Source organism: Pyrobaculum calidifontis JCM 11548 (genome assembly GCF_000015805.1).
GTDB classification, from domain to species: Archaea; Thermoproteota; Thermoprotei; order Thermoproteales; family Thermoproteaceae; genus Pyrobaculum; species Pyrobaculum calidifontis.
On sequence record NC_009073.1, the window covers coordinates 1,453,009 to 1,472,244 of the forward strand.

Annotated in this window: 22 protein-coding genes and 1 tRNA gene; 20 read left to right on the forward strand and 3 right to left on the reverse strand. The window is 54.6% G+C overall.

What is annotated here, in order from left to right:
• Positions 1–7: 7 nt before the first annotated feature.
• Positions 8–1,696 (forward strand): AMP-binding protein, encoded by a 1,689-nt coding sequence (locus PCAL_RS08275; protein ID WP_226951940.1) that lies wholly within the window; start codon positions 8–10, stop codon positions 1,694–1,696.
• Here PCAL_RS08275 and PCAL_RS08280 read toward each other — a convergent pair.
• Entirely contained in the window at positions 1,690–2,079 is a 390-nt protein-coding gene (locus PCAL_RS08280; protein WP_193322638.1) for a CopG family ribbon-helix-helix protein, read from the reverse strand. The genes PCAL_RS08275 and PCAL_RS08280 overlap by 7 nt on opposite strands.
• A 22-nt stretch (positions 2,080–2,101) precedes the next feature.
• A complete protein-coding gene (hypF, locus tag PCAL_RS08285) occupies positions 2,102–4,339 on the reverse strand; it encodes a carbamoyltransferase HypF (protein ID WP_011850240.1) in 2,238 nt (745 codons plus the stop codon).
• Positions 4,340–4,395: 56 nt separating this feature from the next.
• On the opposite strand from hypF, the gene PCAL_RS08290 reads away from it, so the two are divergent.
• The 19 genes from PCAL_RS08290 to PCAL_RS08380 all read left to right on the forward strand — a co-directional run bounded on the left by PCAL_RS08290 (position 4,396) and on the right by PCAL_RS08380 (position 18,744).
• Positions 4,396–4,743, forward strand: a complete 348-nt coding sequence (locus PCAL_RS08290; protein ID WP_011850241.1) for a HypC/HybG/HupF family hydrogenase formation chaperone — start codon at positions 4,396–4,398, stop codon at positions 4,741–4,743.
• A gap of 28 nt (positions 4,744–4,771) precedes the next feature.
• The gene (gene hypD, locus PCAL_RS08295; protein WP_193322639.1) at positions 4,772–6,043 is read left to right on the forward strand and encodes a hydrogenase formation protein HypD; all 1,272 of its coding nucleotides are present in this window, start codon (positions 4,772–4,774) and stop codon (positions 6,041–6,043) included.
• The gene (locus PCAL_RS08300) at positions 6,040–6,543 is read left to right on the forward strand and encodes an MBL fold metallo-hydrolase (protein ID WP_011850243.1); all 504 of its coding nucleotides are present in this window, start codon (positions 6,040–6,042) and stop codon (positions 6,541–6,543) included. Before hypD ends, PCAL_RS08300 begins: the two co-directional genes overlap by 4 nt.
• Positions 6,531–7,550, forward strand: a complete 1,020-nt coding sequence (gene hypE, locus PCAL_RS08305) for a hydrogenase expression/formation protein HypE (RefSeq protein WP_011850244.1) — start codon at positions 6,531–6,533, stop codon at positions 7,548–7,550. Before PCAL_RS08300 ends, hypE begins: the two co-directional genes overlap by 13 nt.
• Before the next feature lie 30 nt (positions 7,551–7,580).
• The gene (locus PCAL_RS08310) at positions 7,581–7,985 is read left to right on the forward strand and encodes a hydrogenase/urease maturation nickel metallochaperone HypA (protein WP_011850245.1); all 405 of its coding nucleotides are present in this window, start codon (positions 7,581–7,583) and stop codon (positions 7,983–7,985) included.
• Positions 7,982–8,707, forward strand: a complete 726-nt coding sequence (locus PCAL_RS08315) for a P-loop NTPase (protein ID WP_011850246.1) — start codon at positions 7,982–7,984, stop codon at positions 8,705–8,707. The genes PCAL_RS08310 and PCAL_RS08315 overlap by 4 nt, the downstream gene beginning before the upstream one ends.
• Positions 8,700–9,008, forward strand: a complete 309-nt coding sequence (locus PCAL_RS08320) for a hypothetical protein (protein WP_011850247.1) — start codon at positions 8,700–8,702, stop codon at positions 9,006–9,008. Before PCAL_RS08315 ends, PCAL_RS08320 begins: the two co-directional genes overlap by 8 nt.
• Positions 9,005–9,466 carry a hypothetical protein gene (locus tag PCAL_RS08325; protein WP_011850248.1) on the forward strand — a complete coding sequence of 154 codons (462 nt, stop codon included), beginning with the start codon at positions 9,005–9,007 and terminating at the stop codon, positions 9,464–9,466. The genes PCAL_RS08320 and PCAL_RS08325 overlap by 4 nt, the downstream gene beginning before the upstream one ends.
• Entirely contained in the window at positions 9,453–9,725 is a 273-nt protein-coding gene (locus tag PCAL_RS08330; protein ID WP_011850249.1) for a hypothetical protein, read from the forward strand. The genes PCAL_RS08325 and PCAL_RS08330 overlap by 14 nt, the downstream gene beginning before the upstream one ends.
• 50 nt (positions 9,726–9,775) lie before the next feature.
• Positions 9,776–10,039, forward strand: a complete 264-nt coding sequence (locus PCAL_RS08335) for a hypothetical protein (protein ID WP_011850250.1) — start codon at positions 9,776–9,778, stop codon at positions 10,037–10,039.
• Positions 10,040–10,074: 35 nt separating this feature from the next.
• Positions 10,075–11,403, forward strand: coding sequence for an NADH-quinone oxidoreductase subunit B family protein (locus PCAL_RS08340; protein WP_011850251.1), 1,329 nt, complete (start codon positions 10,075–10,077; stop codon positions 11,401–11,403).
• Entirely contained in the window at positions 11,400–12,173 is a 774-nt protein-coding gene (locus PCAL_RS08345; protein WP_011850252.1) for a hypothetical protein, read from the forward strand. The genes PCAL_RS08340 and PCAL_RS08345 overlap by 4 nt, the downstream gene beginning before the upstream one ends.
• Positions 12,170–13,453, forward strand: a complete 1,284-nt coding sequence (locus PCAL_RS08350) for a (Fe-S)-binding protein (protein ID WP_011850253.1) — start codon at positions 12,170–12,172, stop codon at positions 13,451–13,453. Before PCAL_RS08345 ends, PCAL_RS08350 begins: the two co-directional genes overlap by 4 nt.
• A gap of 43 nt (positions 13,454–13,496) precedes the next feature.
• Positions 13,497–15,413 (forward strand): nickel-dependent hydrogenase large subunit, encoded by a 1,917-nt coding sequence (locus PCAL_RS08355; RefSeq protein WP_011850254.1) that lies wholly within the window; start codon positions 13,497–13,499, stop codon positions 15,411–15,413.
• Positions 15,392–15,901 carry a hydrogenase maturation protease gene (locus tag PCAL_RS08360; protein ID WP_011850255.1) on the forward strand — a complete coding sequence of 170 codons (510 nt, stop codon included), beginning with the start codon at positions 15,392–15,394 and terminating at the stop codon, positions 15,899–15,901. Before PCAL_RS08355 ends, PCAL_RS08360 begins: the two co-directional genes overlap by 22 nt.
• The gene (locus PCAL_RS08365; protein WP_193322640.1) at positions 15,898–16,107 is read left to right on the forward strand and encodes a hypothetical protein; all 210 of its coding nucleotides are present in this window, start codon (positions 15,898–15,900) and stop codon (positions 16,105–16,107) included. The genes PCAL_RS08360 and PCAL_RS08365 overlap by 4 nt, the downstream gene beginning before the upstream one ends.
• Positions 16,108–16,129: 22 nt before the next feature.
• Positions 16,130–16,711 carry a hypothetical protein gene (locus tag PCAL_RS08370; protein WP_011850256.1) on the forward strand — a complete coding sequence of 194 codons (582 nt, stop codon included), beginning with the start codon at positions 16,130–16,132 and terminating at the stop codon, positions 16,709–16,711.
• A 98-nt stretch (positions 16,712–16,809) separates the two neighbouring features.
• Positions 16,810–16,903, forward strand: a tRNA-Arg gene (locus tag PCAL_RS08375).
• An 887-nt stretch (positions 16,904–17,790) separates the two neighbouring features.
• On the forward strand, positions 17,791–18,744 hold the full coding sequence (locus PCAL_RS08380) for an MDR/zinc-dependent alcohol dehydrogenase-like family protein (RefSeq protein WP_193322641.1): 954 nt from the start codon (positions 17,791–17,793) through the stop codon (positions 18,742–18,744).
• Here PCAL_RS08380 and PCAL_RS08385 read toward each other — a convergent pair.
• Positions 18,741–19,199, reverse strand: a complete 459-nt coding sequence (locus tag PCAL_RS08385; protein WP_226951941.1) for a PaREP1 family protein — start codon at positions 19,197–19,199, stop codon at positions 18,741–18,743. The two genes, PCAL_RS08380 and PCAL_RS08385, sit on opposite strands and share 4 nt — an antisense overlap.
• Positions 19,200–19,236 lie beyond the last annotated feature (37 nt).

Genomic DNA, 19,236 nt, shown 5'->3' on the forward strand with positions numbered 1-19,236 from the left:
ACCTTCAATGAAGTATAAGGCCGTCTCGACGGCGGAGTACTTGGCCTTTTGGAAGACTACCACTGGGGATTTGTCCTCGCTAGTCCGCTTCTGGGAAAGCTGGGCCGAGAAGCTTAAGTGGCACGAAAAGTGGAGAAGCCCATTTGACGGACGGAGGTGGTTCGCCGGGGGGAAGCTCAATGCCTCTGTAAACGTCTTGGACAAGCACAGGGGCACCTTTGTGTGGGAGAAGGCCGGCCTAATTTTTGAGACAGAGGAGGGGGACGTCCATGTCTACACTTACTCACAGCTCCACATGCTCACTGAGAAAGTCGCAGCGAAGTTGAGGGCGCTGAGGGTGGGGCCAGGGGACTATGTGTTAATTTACGCGCCGCCGCTTCCAGAGACCTTGGCCGTCGCCTGGGCCGCCGCCAGGGTGGGCGCCCCCTTCGAGTGGGTGTTCACTGGGTGGGGCTTCTGGTTCCTCTCGCTTCGGATAAGAGCAGTGAGGCCCAAGGTGATTATTACGACGGACGCCTTTCCCAGGAGGGGGAGGCCGGTGGCCGTCAAGGCGAATGTGGACAAGGCGGTTGAGGCCTCGGGCATAGAGACTAAAGTGGCGCTGATACCGAGGATGGGCATTGACGTGGAGAAGAAGCCGTGGGACGTACACTTTTTCGACGTGTCTGACACAGGGGAGGGCGGCCCTGTTTTCGTAGAGGCCGACCATCCGCTTTTCGCGTTGCCTGCCACAGAGGCAGAGGGGTCGGAGGGCACCGTGGTGCACGAGACTGGGGGGTATCTCACGCAGACCTACGCCACGACTCTGTGGATTGGCCTTAGGCCACGGGACACGTACTTCTGCACAGTGTTGCCGGGGTGGATAACGGGGATTACCTACGTCCTCTTTGGCCCATTCATGGTGGGATCCACCGTGGTCGTATACGAGGGAGGCCCCGACTACCCGCACTGGGATAGGTGGTGGTCTATCCTTGAACGTTACGCTGTCACGGTGTTTCTAACTACGCCTGGCGCGTTGCGTCTGCTCTCTAGGTCGAGTAAGGTGGAGGAGTACAACTTGGACATGCTACGCTTGGTCTTGACAACTGCCGAGCCCATGGAGGAAGAGCTCTGGTGGTGGACGTATAAAAATGCCACAGGCCAGTCCTTTGTCTACGACTATGACCCCAAGAGCGGGGGCGGGAGAGTGCCCGTGATCCACTTCTACATCACCAGAGAGGTGGGGACCTTCCTCGCAGGGAATTTGCCCAACTTGGCCTTTGCTCCAATAAAGCCGGGCACAAGCGGACTCCCCTTCCCAGGCTTTGCGATAGACTCCTTGGACAACGGCGCATCTGTGAGAAATAAGCCGGGGCGCCTTGTGCTCAAGATGCCTTGGCCAGGGATGCCGCTTGAGTCACATAGGTGGGTCGGCGGAGTCTTCTACTTGGGCGACATCGGCATAATAGACGACGACATGTACATACGCGTTTTGGGCAGAGACGACGAAGTCTTGAAGGTGAATGGGTACAGGATTTCGCCAGGCGACATAAGGAAGGCACTTGAGGCCGTTGGCATAAAGGCAGAGGTGTACGGGAGATCAGACCCCCTGAAGTTTCAAGTGCCTGTGGTAAAGGCTGGTAGCCCCCCTGAGGAAGTGAAGAAAGTCGTGAGGAGCTACGTGGGCCCTATCGCAGACCCCGAGGTTGTTCAATAGGCAACTGGCACTACTCTTACGTACTTCAGCCCCCTTCTTAAGAGACTTATAGATCTGACGAGCTCCTCCACCCTACTCGCGTCGCCGAGCACGTGTAGAACCTCTGCGCAGTGCCTCTCGTCCAAGTGTATATGGGTTGTCACCCTGATTATGTCTCTATACTCGTGCTGTATTTCCGTAAGCGTCTTATCCACCTCTCCCACTCTGTGGTCATATACCACTATCACTAAGGCGAAGTTACTAACGCCTTGTCCCAACTCTTTCAAGGCCTCTCTCACCAAGTTCGCCAAAAACCTAGACCTATTGCTCTCGCCTAACTTCACCATTGCTCTATTGAGCTGGTTATAGAGATCTTCGTCGATTGTTATAGAGATCCTTTTCACCACGTATTGTTTAGCGCTACTTTTAATTTTCAATGTATGACACAAAGTATGCTTGTCCAACTGCTATGCCTCCATCGCCAAGAGGTATTCTTTTCGGCAGTATAGGCCTTTTCCCCAACGCCGTAGTTATTCCGCGTATTATGAAGTCGTTAACGGCGGCGCCGCCGCCCACTACCACGTGCTCTACGCCTTCGGACTCTGCGGCAGTTCTCGCCGCCTCGCCTAACGCCTTGCCCAAGGAGAGCTGCGCCGTAAGCGCTATGTCCTTGGGAGAGGCCCTTAGGTTTACGACCTCGGCGAAGAATTCTACAACGTCGATTTCCCGCCCCTTTATTCCTATTTCCACGGGTAGCGAGGTGCCTCCTCTGGCGAAATCTTCGAGCATAATTGCGGGCTCTCCCTCGTAGGTCCTCTCCCAGCTCACCCCCAGGAGGGCCGACACAGCGTCAAGAAATCTGCCCACGCTGGAGGTCTTAAGCGGGTGCGGCACCATCCGCGCCACAGCCATTAGCTCGTCTACGCCCCACCTAAGCCTGTTTTGAAGCCCAAAACGCAACGCCGCCTCCACTCCCTCGCCCGGCCCCAGAGCCTCCACTAAATACGCCACGGCCATTCTGGCTGGCCACTTCGTGGAAACGTCTCCGCCCGGCATAGATACGTACCTCAAGTGGTAGAGCCTCTTGAAACGCGCCCCCTCGACCAGCAACACTTCGCCGCCCCACACCTGTCCATCGTCGCCGTATCCCACGCCGTCTATTGCCACAGCCACAAAGGGGCCGTCTATGCCTGCGTCGGCTGCCACAGCCAGGGCGTGGGCGTAGTGGTGCTGTACTTGTAGCACCTCAGACTTGTCGTCCCAGCTCTCGCAGAGCCTTTTGCTAACATACGCCGGGTTTTTGTCGCAAACTGCCACCACGTCCTTGAGCTTGTACTGTTGGGCAAACCACTTAAGCTCTCTCTCAAGCTCCTCCGCAGCGCTTAAGTCATCTAAGTCGCCTATGTACTGAGTGGGCACAATCTTGTCCTCAAATGCCACTGCCCCCGCAGTCGCTAAATCTGCGCCAAAGGCCACTACATCCCGGCGCAACCTCCGCTTGACTCTAATCCATCTGGGGGCGTAGCCCCTAGACCTCCGTATAAACACCAACTCCCCATCTGTAAACCTCAGCACAGAGTCGTCCGTTCTGTGGACAATCTCTAAGTTGTGTATGAGGATGTAGTCGGCGAGCTTCTGCTCTATCACACACTCCTCGCTTGTGCAAGTGGGGCGCCCGTGGCGGTTTGCGCTTGTCATAATTAGGAAGCCCGCTCCCTGGAGAAGCTCGTAGTGATACGCCGTGTATGGGAGGAAGACTCCCTCCACGGATAGGCCGGGAGAGACCCACTTTGAGACTGGGCTACCCTCCCTCTTGGGCAAAAGCAAGATGGGCCTCTGAGGCGACTTTAAAATCGCCAGGGCCTCGTCGCTTAAGTGGACAAGCTTTGGCAAAACCTCCTCCAGGGACATTACGGCGAAGGGCTGACGCTTCCTCATTTTCCTCTCCCTAAGCTTTAACACAACGTCGTCGTTGTCTGCGAGGGCAGCCAAGTGGAAGCCCCCAGTGGATTTAACAGCTACAATGTAGCCCTCTTTCACGAGCTTGGCCACCTCAGCGATAGAGGGGTCTCTCTCGACGACTCTCCCCCCGCCGTCTAGTAGCGTAAACCTGGGCCCACAATGTTGACAGGAGATCCCCTGGTAGTAAAACCTCCTTAAACCGCCCTTGTCCAAACTATTGTACTCCTCTCTGCAGACGGGACACATGGCGAAGTTGCCCCAAGACGTCCTTTCTCTGTCGTAAGGCAGAGATCGCATGACTGAGAACCGCGGGCCACACCAGCTACAAGAGATGAAGTAGTAGCCAGCCCTCCTGGAGCCCCCCTTAAACTCCTTAAGACATGCGTCGCAAATGGCGAAGTCAGGCGGAATCTCAGACCTAACGACTTGCGCCTCGCCGCTCTTCAAAATTTCAAACGACTTGTAGCCAGCCGGCTCCACCTTCTCCACCTTCACCTCCTCCAACTCTATAACCGCGGGACGCTTGTGGAGAAGCTCTTCCACGAAGTGCTCCACGTCGCCTCCCTCGGCCCAAATCTCCACCTCGCCGCCTCCCATGTTTCTCACATAGCCGGTTACTCCATATTTCTCGGCTAGGTGAAAGATGAAAGGTCTAAAGCCAACCCCTTGGACAACGCCAATAACTGTTATCCTGTAGGCCACGCCTTGCTCCGTTCCATATTTTTAAAACATTTAAAACATAGTGTTGATCAAGTTCAATGTGTTGGGCCGTGCCCGCCGTCGTCCAAAAGATAGAGGGAGACACCGTGTGGGTTGACATAGGCGACGGGGTCCCTCGCCCCGCTGTTTTGGGGATAAGCGACGCTAGAGTTTCGCCAGGAGACTTCGTCTTAGTACATGCGGGGGTCGTCATCTCCGTCTTAGACTTCAACGCCATCGAAGAGTTCAAAAAGAACTACGTAGAACTCTTCACAGAGCTAGCCGCAGCCTCGGGGGAAGATGTAGAAAAGGTGCGCGAAGAGGTGGAAAAAAGCTTCGAGGAGTGGCTAAAGACGGCTAGGGAGAGAGCCTTGGAAAAACAACAGAACCAATACGCAGTTTGGTAACTATATAAGGGAGCAGCGGGAGCTGGACATGGCCACCTATTGCGTAGGCTGTGTAGACCCCACCTCTCCGCCAAAGGACTGTTGGAGTTGCACCACTATTCAGAACAGGATAAAGGTGGCCGAGTTCCTCTTCCGGAAAAATATCAAAATGACAGCGCAACTGAAGGATTTAATCGCCAAGTATGCTGAGTACTTAAAGAACAAATATGGAAGAGATTACGTCTTCAAGATCATGGACTTCTGTGGGACACACGAGTGGACAATTGTGCATTTTGGGCTTAGGAGTCTTGTTCCCAAAAACGTCGAGCTAGTGCCTGGTCCTGGCTGCCCCGTCTGCGTCGTCCCCTCTTACTACATAGAGGAGGCAATAAAGCTAGCGCTAGACGGCGTAGTTATATACACATACGGCGATGCGTATAGACTGCCCGCCATAAGGCCTGTCAAGGGGGTGAAGTCGCTTGCAGAGGCTAAGGCGCAGGGCGCCGACGTCAAAGTGGTGTCCCACATACTCCAAGCAATTTCGCTGGCAACTCACAACAAGAAACCCGGCATGTTTCTGGGAATAGGCTTTGAGACCGTGGCGCCGGGCTATGCCGTGGCGATCTTAGACGGGAAAATCCCAGAGAACTTGAAGATTATGAGCTTGGTGAAGTTGACGCCGCCCGCTGCTTACTTGGCCATAGACACGATAAGGGAAAAGCCGACGGACTTCCCCATCATGGGCGTCATAGCGCCTGGCCACGTGTCAACGATAATAGGGGCAAAGGCATGGACCCCCATCGCTGAGAATTTTGGAATCCCTGTGGTAGTCGCAGGGTTTGAGCCCAACGATGTGTTGTTTGCAATAGCCGAGGTCTTAAGACAGTTGAAGAATGGGGAGAGCAAAGTCGTAATAGAGTACACGAGGGCGGTTACTTGGGACGGTGACCTAAAGGCCCAGGCGGCCATTAGGAAGACGTTTAAGACCGTGGACACGGCGTGGAGAGGCATAGGGTTTATACCAAAGTCAGGCCTAGCGCTAAGAGAGGAGTATGCCAACATAGACGCAATGCTCCACTTCGGAATACCCGAGCTTAAGCCAGAGGCGTGGAGAAAGGACCTGCCCCTAAACTGCAGATGTGCAGAGGTCAACTTGGGCAAGGCCAAGCCTACAGACTGCCCGCTCTTCATGAAGGCGTGTACCCCCGACAGGCCCATAGGGCCCTGCATGGTGTCTATGGAGGGCGCATGCGCCGTGTGGGCGAGGTTCGGAGGCGGAGGACTCGCAGATGATGTGGCAAGAGAGCTCGGCATTATATGAGACTAGTCTACGGCCCCGTCTCCATAGCGCAAGTGGGGAAATTTGGATGGAGAATCTGCGCCTCCACGTGCATATGCATAGACGGGGGCTGTGAAAACGCGTTTATCACACACCCCCACCACTACGATGGCCAAGGCGCCTCTGCGCCAAACAGCCTTGAGTCGGTAAAATTGGGCGAGTGGGAAGTTGTGCCAGTGCCCGTCTACGACATTAAGAAGGGCCAAAGGGGGTACGGCTACGTCATAAGAGGGCCCGCCTCTATATTTATCACGGGCGACAGCGATTTAACGCAGGAGCTAGTAAAGGTGAAAAACGTGGATATCCTCATAATCGCCATGGGGGATCGGGGGACTATGACGCCAGAGGAGGCGGCAGACGCAGTGATGTCCATAAGGCCTAAGATAACAATCCCCTATCACTACGCGGCGAGGAGTCAATACGCCCTCTTCAGAGACTTGGCCCAGCCCTACACCCAAATAGCGGCGATATGGAGAGGATAGTCCTAGCCCACGGAGCAGGCGGAGTAGAGACAAGCGAAATTCTACAGAGGCTGATATTCTCCAAGGTGCCCCCCGGGCTTAAGAAAGTGGAGGGGGGCGTGGGGATCGATTTCCCCGACGACGCCGCCGCGATACCCGTCGGCGACGGCTACATAGTGGTAACCACGGACTCCTACACTGTGAGCCCGCCCTACTTCTCCGGGGGCAACATAGGCACGTTGGCTGCCAGCGGGACTATAAACGACGTAGTTATGATGGGGGCGCGGCCAATAGCGGCGCTTGACGCCATAATAGTCGAGGAGGGCTTCCCCGTCAAAACCTTAGAAGACATTGTGGAGTCTATGATTTCAATTTTCACGAAGGAAGGCGTGGCCCTCATAGGAGGCGATTTTAAGACTATGCCAAAGGGGCAGATAGATGGCGTTGTGATAACCACCGTGGGCATAGGGATCTCAAAAGGCCCTGTGATAGTGGACAAGCCCAGAGAGGGGGATAAGATAGTGGTGACAGACTTCGTCGGCGACCATGGCGGAGTCATCCTGGCAAATAGGCTGGGACTAGAGGCGAATATCATAAGTGACGTAAAGCCGTTGACGAACCTCCTTCCCGTTTTAGAGAAATATAGGCCGTATATACACGCGGCAAGGGATCCGACAAGGGGCGGCCTTGCCATGGTGTTAAATGACTGGGCAAAAGCCACAGACACCGTCATCGTGATAGACCAGGGCAGAGTAAAGGTGCGCGACTCCACGAGAGCTATAGCAGATATGGCGGGCATAGATCCGTTGTACTTGGCGTCAGAAGGCGTAGCAGTCTTGGCAGTGGATACAACAGTAGCGGAGGAAGTCGTAGAAGAGCTCAAAAAGGCAGGATTCCCCGAGGCATATATAGCAGGCGAAGTTAGAAAGAGCGAAAAATACAGGGGCATTGTGCTCGCCAGAACGGAGGTCGGGGGATATAGGATATTGGAGACGCCACGGGGAGAGCTAGTCCCCAGAATTTGCTAAAGCTTATAAAGTAAAATTATCAAACTATATATGCACGAATACTCTCTCGCCTTTTCCATAGTCCAGTCTGTAGACAAATGGGCTAGGGAGGTGGGTGTATATGTCAAGAGGGTTGTTGTGTCTGTGCCCTCTGTGGCAATGCTCGACTTAGGTATCCTCCAAGAGGCATACGACATGTTGAAGAGGGAGTCTAGGCTTGAGAACTCAAAGCTTGAGGTTAAAGTCAAGAGCCCCACTTTTAAATGCCGTAGGTGCGGCTATACTTTCACAGATCGTGAAACGCCGCTTGAGGAAGTAAGGAGGAAGTACGGCGAGGAGTACCCGTTGCATTTGATACCTGAGCTGACACCGACCTTCATTAAGTGCCCTAGATGTGGGTCTAACGACATTGAGGCAGACCTCTCAATAAAGGTAGAGGAGGTGGAGACGGCATGAGGCCCATACTTGACTTAGCGAGAGAGAAGCTTAAGGGCAAGAGGGTATTCGCCGTGTTGAGCGGCAAAGGCGGCGTGGGCAAGAGCATCGTGGCGGCGTTTTGGGCCATGGCTTTGCCCAAATCGGCGCTTATAGATCTGGACCTTTTCAACATGTCTACTGTGAAGCTCTTCGGCGTAGAGAAGTTGCACGAGGTAGATAAGGAGGGGATAAAGCCGTTTGAAGTAGACGGCGTTAAGTTCTTCAGCCTCGGCGGAATTGTGGGAGATAGATGGGTGGTGTTGCCTGGAGCAAATGAGGGAAATGTAGCAGAGGCGCTTTTGGCCTTCGCAGATTTGACGGGAGTAGAAAACGTGGTAGTGGACATGCCGCCCGGCACAGGGGAGGTATTGCTCACCTTGGTTAGGGTAACCCCCTTTACGCCCATCGTGGTCACTACGCCGTCTCGTGCAGCAGTTAGCGTAGTGAGGCAGCTAATGGACTATCTACAAGAGCAGTCGATTATCCCAGAGGTGTTAGTAATAAACATGGCGTACCTAATGTGCAAGGGAGAGAAAATACACCCGTTTGGCTGGCCAAAGGAGCTCGAAGATCTAAAGTCAAGAGTTAAGCGTGTATTAGAGCTCCCACTAGACCCATCGCTCGAGGACTACGTTGGCGTCTTGGCCAAGTACAAGGGGGAAGTGTTTCAAGCGGTGAAAAAGTTCGTAGAATATGTCTGAGCTCTTAGTCGACGACGGCGTTGTTCCCCGTAAGCTATCTATACCAGTGTTAATAAAAGGTCTAAAAGACATTAGGAAGAGCTATCTAGAGTGCCTCAACGGCAAGAAGCCGGAGATTTGCTACGCCATCGCAGTCAACAGCCTGGTGGAGATGTTCGGCTCATTGCTTCCCAGAGTGATACACTCCCCCGATTTGCGCTACTACATCATAGTTGGCGTAGAAGAATTATTGGTTTATGACGCAGATCAAGAGAAGTACAACACACTCCCCGTAGACAAAGCCGTTGAAAACCTCCTATGATGATCCTCGTAATAGGCCATCTCCTAAAATCCGACTGCGCCGTTGGTCTCAGAGTAGGCGAACTGTTAAAAGAGGCCGGCATACAAGTGTACGAGCTAAGCGGAGACCTCTTCGCCATGGTCGACGAATTTAATAAACTTAGCCCAAAGAGGGCTGTAGTGGTTGGAGCCGCAAAGAGGGGCAGGCCCCCCGGCACAATAACCGAGTACCTGTTCAAGCCGTACAAGTTCAAGGACGAGTTTGACATACTAGAGGCGATGAGACCCTCGCTGGAGGGGAGAATTTCCCTGGAGGACTTTTTAGTTGGGCTAAGCGTCTTGGGGACTGTAGCCGAGGAAATCTACGTCATTGAGTGCGAGCCCTATTCTATAGCTCCTGGGGTTGGGCTTACGTCAGGCGGAGAGCAGTGCGCTAGGGAAATCGCAAGGCGCATTTTAGAGCGCTATGTGCAAAGTTGAAGACGCCTACTTGGAGGTGTTGAGGAAAGTCGTAGAGCTTGAGCCCACAAACTTTTACCGCGTTTACAAGGCGGTTAATGCCCCCCTTGCCACAGTCTGGAGGAGAATACAGCGGTTGAAGCAAGATGCGTTTGTGACTGAGGATAAATATGGGGCCTTGATGACCACGGACAAGGCGAAGATTATACTTGCAGTAAACGGCGACGTCAAAAGTGCCATTTACCTGGAAAAAAGACTGGCGTCAAGCGAGACGATTTAGTAAAAATATTTGCCAAGATATGTGAATGTATAGATATTGCGAAATTCATATTGCACGATATAAAGGATATTGCGAGAGGAATTCCGCTTTCGCTCTTTCTACAGTTCAAAGACTCCGAGCTTGAGCCCTCGGCAGCTAAGCTATTGTTATACGCGTACCCCGTAATCGAAATCCCTTCCCTCGGAGAGTACTTGATAGACCACGGCGTATTAGTAGCTGCAAAGTGTAGGCTCTGCCAAGGCGAGAGGGCTGAGCTTTTGCCCAAGTGCAACCTCTGGCAACGAATCATTGAGGGCCGTTTTTCAAAAAGCTGAAAATATAGTTTTTAAGAAATGAGCAAGAGAAGGCTATGGTTAAGATCACTAGGAGAGATTTCATAAGGGCAGGCTCTCTAGCCGCCGCTTTAAGCGCGCTGAACTGGTCCGCTCTTGTTAAAGCCGCTGGAGAAGCCGTAAGGTCTGGCGCCGTAAACATCGTCTGGTTTGAGGCACAGGACTGTGCAGGTAATACCACGGCGGTTATACAAGCCACAGACCCCTCGCTACTTGACGTGCTTCTAGGCACAACTCCCCTCGTTGGCCCTGGCACTGTGAGACTAATCTTCCACGAGACTGTGATGCCGCAGTGGGGCACATACCATGTAAAACAAGCGAGTGATGTGGCAAGTGAGAAGATCCTAGAGTCCTATGTGGAACACCAGCCGCCTCCTGGCGATGCAATGAAGATTCTGGAGGAAATAGCCCAGGGCAAGTACGGCCCGTACGTCTTAGTGCTTGAAGGTAGCTTCCCGCAGGAGTACGGGATAGAGGGGTCCAACATAAAGCAGGAGGGAGGCTACTACTGCGTAGTAGGCCACAAGACTTGCACAGCGTGGCTGAAGTCCCTATTAAACAACGCCTTAGCCGTCGTGGCGGTTGGAAACTGCGCCGCCTACGGCGGACTTGTGGCAAACAAGGTGCTAGAGCCGCCCCCCGGCTTTACATACCCCACTTGGTCACCCTCGCCCACTGGGGCAATAGGCTTCTTCGACGACCCAATTAGGGGAATAAAAGGCGCAATTCACCAGCCCTACTTCCAGCCCGAGATAGAGCCGTTTAGGAAGTACATAGACGAGGGAGGCGTGCCCGACTTCAAAACGATAAAGCCCGCGGTGGCGGTGCCAGGTTGCCCAGCCAACGGCAACGGCATCCTGAGGACGTTGGCGCTTTTAACTCTAGTGGCCGCGGGCTACTTAAAGCCGGATGTGCTAGAGAGAAAGGCGTTTCTCGACAAATACGCGAGGCCTAGGTTTATCTTTGAGTTAACCGTCCATGAGCAGTGTCCAAGGGCCGCTTGGTACGCCGCGGGCAACTTTAGGCCAACTCCGGGCGCCGGAGATGGGAAGTGTCTATTTGAGGTGGGATGCAAAGGGCCCATATCTAACTGCCCGTGGAACAAGGTGGGGTGGGTCAGCGGCGTTGGAGGGCCCACGAGGACAGGCGGCGTGTGTATTGGCTGCACTATGCCGGGCTTCACAGACGCATATGAGCCCTTCTGGGCTCCGCTGAATGCGCCGAGGCTCCCTGACACGACTGCGATAGCGGTGGGCGTTGGCACAGGCGTGGCGCTGGGCGCACTGGGGGCATATGCCCTGGCTCGCGCGGTCAAAAAGGAGGGTGTAAAGGAGGAGAAGAAATGACAGCGGAGCTTTTGGAGTTCGCCCTCTGGTACATCTTTCCCGCCGCAATATTTATCTTCATTGCAGGCGCCACATATAGGCTTTTACGCTACGTCTTCCTATTCCGCAGAGGCGTATATGTACATCGAAAAACTTCGGCTGGGCATAAGGTGTCTGGACTTATCTGGACATTTCTACGTTCTTCGGTATTCAGCGTCAAGTGGAACGCGCCTGAGGTAGTCGGCGGCTTAATCGCCCTACACGTGTTGGGACTAATCCTCTTGGTGTTCCTCCTAGCACATCACGTGGCTTACCTCTCCTACCTCTTCCCACCATACGGCATATTGTGGCCTCTGGCGCTTCCGATTAACCCAATAAGTTCTTACCTCGCATATACCACGCCGCAGAGCGTAGTAGCAGAGGCGGGGAGCATTTGGGGGCCGCTTACGATTATCCTCAACGGGGATGTCTTAACGGCCATGGCGCTGATTGGCATAACATACAAGATGGTGGAGAAGGTCTACCACAAGCTGAGGGGAACTCCTCATGTGAGATGGGGCGACTTGATCATCTGGCCGCTTTTGTTCACAATAGTAATAACGGGGCTCTTGGCTACTCATCACGTATTCCCCGGCATCGAGACCTACAGATTAATCCTTGGCCTACACATCGCGTCTGCCGCGCTCTTCCTAGTGCTTATGCCATTTACAAAGCTCTTCCACTTTGTGTGGAATTTCTGGTACGGCAAGCTACATGAGTGGTACGACCTTGTAGTAAAGAGGGGGGCATGACCGTCGCCGTGAGGATCCCAGTCCTCACCGCGCCAGAGATTCACTATCTAGAGGCTTGTATTGGCTGTGCCGCTTGCGCACCTTCCTGCCCCTACTTCTATGTATCTGAGGAGTATTCGCCCGTGGACAAGGCAGAGGCCGCGAGGAGGATTCTTAGAACTAAGTACACCTTCGCAGGCCGCATCCTTGGCCCACTCGTGGGGGCAAAGAGGCCCAGTGAGAAAGACCTCGACCGCCTGTTGGACATAGCGTATAGGTGCACTGGATGTGGGTCTTGTTACGAGACTTGCACTGTTGGCATATACAGCGGCGGACTTGTGTTTAGGCTACGTGAAATGCTTACGTCAGTTAACCGGGCGCCTGCGCTTTTGCAGAAACTAAGTGAGGTGGAGGCCTCTGGCGGCTATTACGAGGCGCTTAAAGAAAAATTGCAGAAGTTGGTTAATGAGGCGGGCAGGTTGGGCGTGAAAGTTGGGGCAAAGGCTGAGGTGTTGCTTATGGTCACTGGCGCAGATCTGCTTGTGGGGTTTGAAACTGTGGTGAACGCGTTAAAGGTCTTGAGGCGCCTCGGCGTAGACGTTGCAATACCTGAGAGGCCGCTTGGGATTAGGCCCCCCGTCGGCTACTTGATTGGAGATACTTCAAGCACGAGAAAGGTTCTAGAGGACATCGTGGGCTATATTGAGAGGATTGCGCCGAAGACTGTGGCCCTGCTGGACGGTAGCCACGTCTACAAGTACCTTAGGTTCGAGGCTTCGGCTATTTTGGGCAAAAAGCCGAGCTTTGAGGTTAAGCACATTGTAGAGCTGTTGTATGACTATGCAAAAGCCGGCGTGTTGAAGTTGGGCAAGGTTGAGGAGAAGGTGACGTGGCATGACCCCTGCTACTTGTCAAGGTGGGGAGGGGTGAGGGAGGAGCCTAGGGCTTTGCTCGTCAGCGCCGCAGAGTTGGTGGAGGCGCCTAAGAGGTACGGCGAGGTCTCTTGCACAGGCGGCGGGGGCGGAGTGGCTATGTTGCACGGAAAGCAGTTCGAAATTTACAACTCCATAACCGGGGTGGACCCGTCACAACAAGGGGAGTTTCTAAGGAAGCTGAACACAGATTTTGAAAAGGCTGTCTCCCGGAGGATTAACGAGCTTAAGGTTACTGGCGCAAAGACCGTGGTCACGGCGTGTTGGGACTGCATATATTCTATCAACACGGGGGCGCAGCTAGGCGGCGTAGAGCTGAGGGCTGTGCACATTGTAGACTTCATAGCTAAGGCGCTGGGCATTTCATGAAGGTGAAAATAATCTTTTTTAAAAGCCGGGAGTGGGGTAGACTATGTCTACTATAAAAATTTGGATTGACCCAATTACCCGCATTGAGGGCCACCTAGCGCTGTACGCAGAAGTTGACGCGAACACCCGGCGCGTTGGCAAGGCGCACACGTCAGTGATGATGTTTAGAGGCTTTGAGGTCTTCTTGAGGGGTAGGCCGCCTGAGGATGCCATTGCCATTACTTCGCGCACGTGTGGCGTCTGCGGCGCTGCACATGCTAACGCGTCGACGAGAGCTTGCGACATTGCGTCGGGCTTTACGCCGTATCCCATGGGCTCGGTGTTGAGAAACTTGGCCTACGCCATGACCGACTATACCTACGACCACCCGCTTATCTTAAACATGTTGGAGGGCCCCGACTACAGCGAGGCAATCGTCAGCAAGCTCACTCCCTCTGTGTGGAAGATAGCCCAAGAGACCCCTGCCAAGTACAGCGACATCCACGGCTATAGAACTATTGCAGACATTATGCGTGACTTAAACCCAATAACTGGCAGAATATGGCAATTGACTGTCAAGTACCAGCGTATTGCGAGAGAGGCCGGCGTGTTGATATACGGCAGACACTCACACCCAGCCACGCTGATCCCAGGCGGCATCGCCACCGACATAACGAACTTACCCAGCCTACTGCAGGAATACTACGCAAGGCTGAGCGTGCTCACGGCGTGGGTTAAATTTGTGTGGGCCATATGGCAGGAGCTCTACGAGTTCTACCGCGACCACGTCTCTACGCCAGATGGACAGTCCTACGCCTTGACCCAGGGCAAGACCCACGACCCGTATGTTCTACTCGCGGGCGGCTTCGGCGACGATCCAGAGGTCTACAGCAACGCGGCTGACGAGGCTAAGGGAGATTGGCGCGAGCTGTATGCAAAATTGGACGAGATCTACAACGCGAGGGCCGAGAAGCCGGGGCTCGCGGTCGGCGGCGAGCTTTACAGCAAGAGCGTCATTGAGCTAAACCTCGGCTACATGGAGTTTGCCGACTCTTCCTTCTACGAGGACTGGGTCAAGGCAAACGTGGCACCTCCCTACGGTTGGCTTGACAAAGACCCGTTAGGGAACCCGCTGGCATTTGGCACAGAGCTGTACAAGTACCACATGTGGAATAGGACAACGATGCCGAAGCCCGGCGCCATAAACTTCGCGGACAAATACACATGGGCGGCCGAGGCCAGGCTAATGTTGAGAGACAAGAGAATTGCACCAATAGAAACTGGGCCCATATCTCAACTGGCGTTAGATACCCTCCATGCCACAAAGTTTGACTTAGGTGGGCAGGTGTGGTGGGAGAGCAATGGGAGCGTCCTCAAGGTCCACCTGCCTGGGGGCACGGTCGCCGACGATCTACCCCCTGGCACAGCCCAGGAGTTAACGATCGAGTGGAGGTTGCCCAAGTACTCCACCACATTTGAGAGACTGTTGGCGAGAGCCGTCCACCTAGCGGTGGTCAACGTAGTGGCGTGGGCTAACTTGCTCTACGGCCTCGAGTTAGTGAACCAGGGGAGAGTGCAAACGTCTAGGCCTTGGTCTTATGGGAAGTGGCCCAGCTTCAGCTACAGCTTCGGCTGGCACCAAGTGCCCAGGGGCAACTGTATGCACTGGCTTGTGCAACAGAATGGGCGTATTGTCAACTACCAGTACGAGGCGCCGACTACGCCCAACGTGAGCCCGCGCAACAACCGTTGTACAGACCCCTGGAAGAATCAGTGCGCCGGTCCGTTTGAGATGTCTGTGATAAACTCCGTAGTTACAGAAGAGGTGCCGCCAGACCAGTGGACTGGGCTAGACCTCGTAAGGGCTATCAGGAGCTTTGACCCATGTCTAGCATGTGCAGTGCACTTTGAGGCAAAGGGCGAGGGCGGCAGAGTGTATACCACTATTGAGAAAGTTATATGGAACGCCTGCGCGTTGTAGGACTGGGAAACCCCATCTACGGCGACGACGGGGTCGGCTCCTGCCTCGCCCAAGCCCTCTCCCGTTTTAACCCCTTTGTAATAGATGGAAATGCACACGGCATAGGCATTTTGGGCAATCTCACAGACGCAGAGGTCTTAATATTCCTCGACATAGATACGAAGCTCCCGCCGGGGGCCGTAGCTCTTGAGGAGATCCACGGCTCTTTGACGGTGGAGGAGACCCGCCTCATTGACGCCCATAGGGCCCCTCCCTCGCTTCTCGTGGGATATCTGAGGGCCATGGGTAAAAACGTAACCGCTTACCTCGTGGCCATTGGGCCCAGCAGAGTGGAGCCTCTTGCCCCGCCGTCTAAGGAGGTGTTAAACGCGGTGCCCACCGCCGTGTCCCTATTGAAAGAGGTGGTGGCAAAGCACGGGGTAGAGCTGAAGGCAGACTTTGACGCAGAGAGAGAGGTAGAGGAGTGTTATAAGAGGGTGTTGGGATGAGTCTGTTTAAGCTTCTCGGCGAATTGGCCAGGGAGTACAACGAGCTGAAAAGACAGATAACTCAGCCGGTGGAGGAGGCCTTAAGGGAGGCTGTGGGCGAGGTGTTATACAGGTCGTTGACGCAGTTGCCTCAGGCTAAGGAGTTTGAGCCGGTGGACGTGGCAGAGCTCCTCAAGAGGGTTAGGTCTCACTTTGAAAAAACTTAATAGGTAGCCTCCCTCGTCTGGTATGTACGGGAAACAACACGTCTTTTGGCTAATATACGGCACAGAAGTGGACCTGCCCGCAATTTTAGCAAAGCTTGTGGGCCTCGGCTACGAGGTTGCCAAAAGCGGGTACAGAGAGGGCGTGGCCTACTTTGACCCGCTTCCAGGGGGCTATGCGGCTGTGCGGCGCTACGAGGAGGGGGACGTATACATCTTAGCCAATCTACAGAGGGGGGCGGTAGGCGTTGTAACAGAGGATTTCCTACTCCTTAAGAGGGGGCTCGCCGACCTCTCCCGCGCATTGATAGAACTCAAAATGGGGGAACCGCCCCGCGCGGAGTTGCACATCTCATTTGGAATACATGGCAGGCTAAGGGAGGGCGGCGAGGTGAAAGTGGGAGATACGGAATTTCGCAAAAGCGGCGTCTACTTAACCGCTGGCACACCGTTCAACGGAGACGGAGTCTTCGTCTCTATAAGCCCCCTAGGAGTAGAGAGACTGCTCTTCTATCTCATAGTGAGCGGCAGTTGGGCCTTCGTAAGATCGAGGCTCAACAACATCTACGACATAATTTCACAGCTATTAAAGGAATTAGTGACATAGGCGTCGGCACGTTCTTTTTCTCAACGCCACTGGGGACGTCTCCTCGCTTAATCTCCTTAGAGATGTAAAATTTTAAAAAATGGGTCTAGGTACGCCAGGGGCCCGTAGCTCAGTCAGGACAGAGCGGCGGCCTCCGGAGCCGTAGGTCGTGGGTTCAGGCAAAGCCGCCCACAAATCCCACCGGGCCCGCCACCTGTCCTCATCTGCGTGATTAACCATGTCTCTTATTCTGACACAAGGCGCTACTTTTACTTGCCGCTTCAGAGCGAAGCCAGCGCTACTTCTCCTTTGCCGAGGGTTGGCGTAAAGGCGGTAAATGACTGTCCGTGTACCGCCAGATTTCACTTTTGGCAATATCAGAGATATATGGGTAGCAGAGACGCCATCTCATTTGTGAAGTAGATAAACGAGACGATTATAGGGTTAGAAAGTGAAGAGAGATACGGCAAATGTGGAGGACGGAGCGGAAGCGCGGCGAGCCGTCTCTAGGCCTTCTCTTGTTCTATCACATAAGATTGACTTCTGCGCTATTGAGTTTGCAACAAGTGTTCTAGTCCTCAAAGCATTTGAAAGGCGTAGACCCAATATCCTGCCCGCTCTTACGCACCTTCTGCGGCGCAAGGCCTCATTGCCGAGGTCGCCTATCTATCTCACACTTTCCATAAAGCGCAGGTGAGTCACCGCTTGTGTCGAGTTTTACTTTCAGCAAACCCACTATGTTGCGTTGTACATCTCTAAGTTATATACCGCGTTTGGACCTTCAAAAAGTTGTGTAGACTGGAGAAGACTCATCGGGGGGAGGGATGATGAACAGCTTGGCAGGGGGATCCTTGACCGACACCAGGCTCGCTGACTCTCCCTCCCCCGCCCTATAAGGATTTCTTAGCTATTTTTAAACTTTGAAGCGCAGTCAATTAGCTAAGCGCCATGGATTATTGTGTTGGAGAGAGGAGAGTCGGCTTGTGAACGAAACACTTTATGGGTTGGCAGACACTATGACGCGCGACTGTTGCGAAAAGTCTGGCGTATTTACGGCGGCCTGCCCGCCACATCTTATATTTTTATCCCGTGTTTTTGACGTGCTTGCGGCTGTCTTGGAGGGGCCTAGGAGGCTCTTTGTGCGAGAGGTGGCGGTGCCCAGGGTGGAGGGGTATGCCCTTGTGAGGAGCGAGCTCGTGGGGATATGTGGAACTGACAAGGCCTTCTACGTTGGCACATACCCTCTCTTTAAGCGCCCCCTCGTGCCTGGCCACGAGGTTGTGGGAATAGTGGTGGAGGGGCCGCCCCACTTGGTGGGGAGGCGGGTGGTGAGCGAGATAAACTTCCCGGACTGGTCTTGCGACTACTGTAGGTCGGGGCTGTATACCCACTGTCCCTACAAGCGGACCTTGGGCATAGACTTCGACGGGGGCATGGCGGAGTTCTTCGCCGCCCCGCCCACGGCGTTGCACGTCTTCGATGGGCCGCCGGAGTTGGGCATCTTCGTGGAGCCCCTCGCCGCGGTGTTAAACGCCTTTGCCATTAGGCCGATTCGCCCTGGGGACAAGGTGGCTGTGATTGGCACGGGTAACGTGGCCCAGCTGGCGGCGCAGGCGGCGAGGGCACTCGGCGCGTCGCGGGTAGACGGCGTGGTTAGGCGGGGGAGCAGGAAGGCCGCAACCCTCGCCAAGTTCGTAGACGCAGTGGTGGAGGAGCCGGCCGAATCCGCCTACGACGTGGTCTTCGAGGCCTCGGGTGACCCCTCGGCGCTGGAGCTGGCGGTGCGCTTGGCCAAGCCCAGGGGGGTCGTCCACCTGAAGTCCACGCCGGGCCTCCCAGCGACTTTCAACGCCACGTACTTCGTGGTGAAGGAGGTGGCTGTGGTGGGGTCGAGGTGCGGCACCTTTAGGGAGTTTAGGGAGGCGATACGCCTTCTGCTAAGCGGCGCGGTTAAGCCCACTCTAGACGCCGTCTTCCCTCTCGCAGAGGCGCGGGAGGCCTTTGAATACGCCGTGGAAAAGTCGCCGACTAAGGTGGCAGTCCGCGTCTCCTAGGCGGCCAGCCGCTTTAACATTTCCACAAGCCTCAGCGCCTCCTCTCTGTGTCTGTCAAAGGAGGGCTTTTTGAGGAAGTTGTGGTAAAAATTCGCATGTAGCTTCTCGGCGATGCTGAACAGCGTTGAATACTCCGGATTCCCAGTCTCCTCCACCAACGCCTCTACCGCCTCCCACAAGCCTCTCTGCGTGTAATTCGGCATCCCCCTCTTCTCTGCTACAACGCTCAACAGCGCGACCACAGCCCCCCAGTACTTCTCCCCCGCCTGCACTAGGTCGCCCCTTGCGTAAAGCTCCTCAGCCTCGGCGAGGTACTTCTCCGCCAGCCTCAAGTAGACGACGGCTCTCTCCTGCGGGTCTAGCTCTCGCAACACGGCGTCAACCAGCGACTGTTCTACGGACTTACCGCGCCTCTGCGCCACGGCCTTGGCCACTTCTGCAACTTCCTTTGGCAATACGTAGTCCGCATGGGCTTGTGGGCGTCTGCTTAAA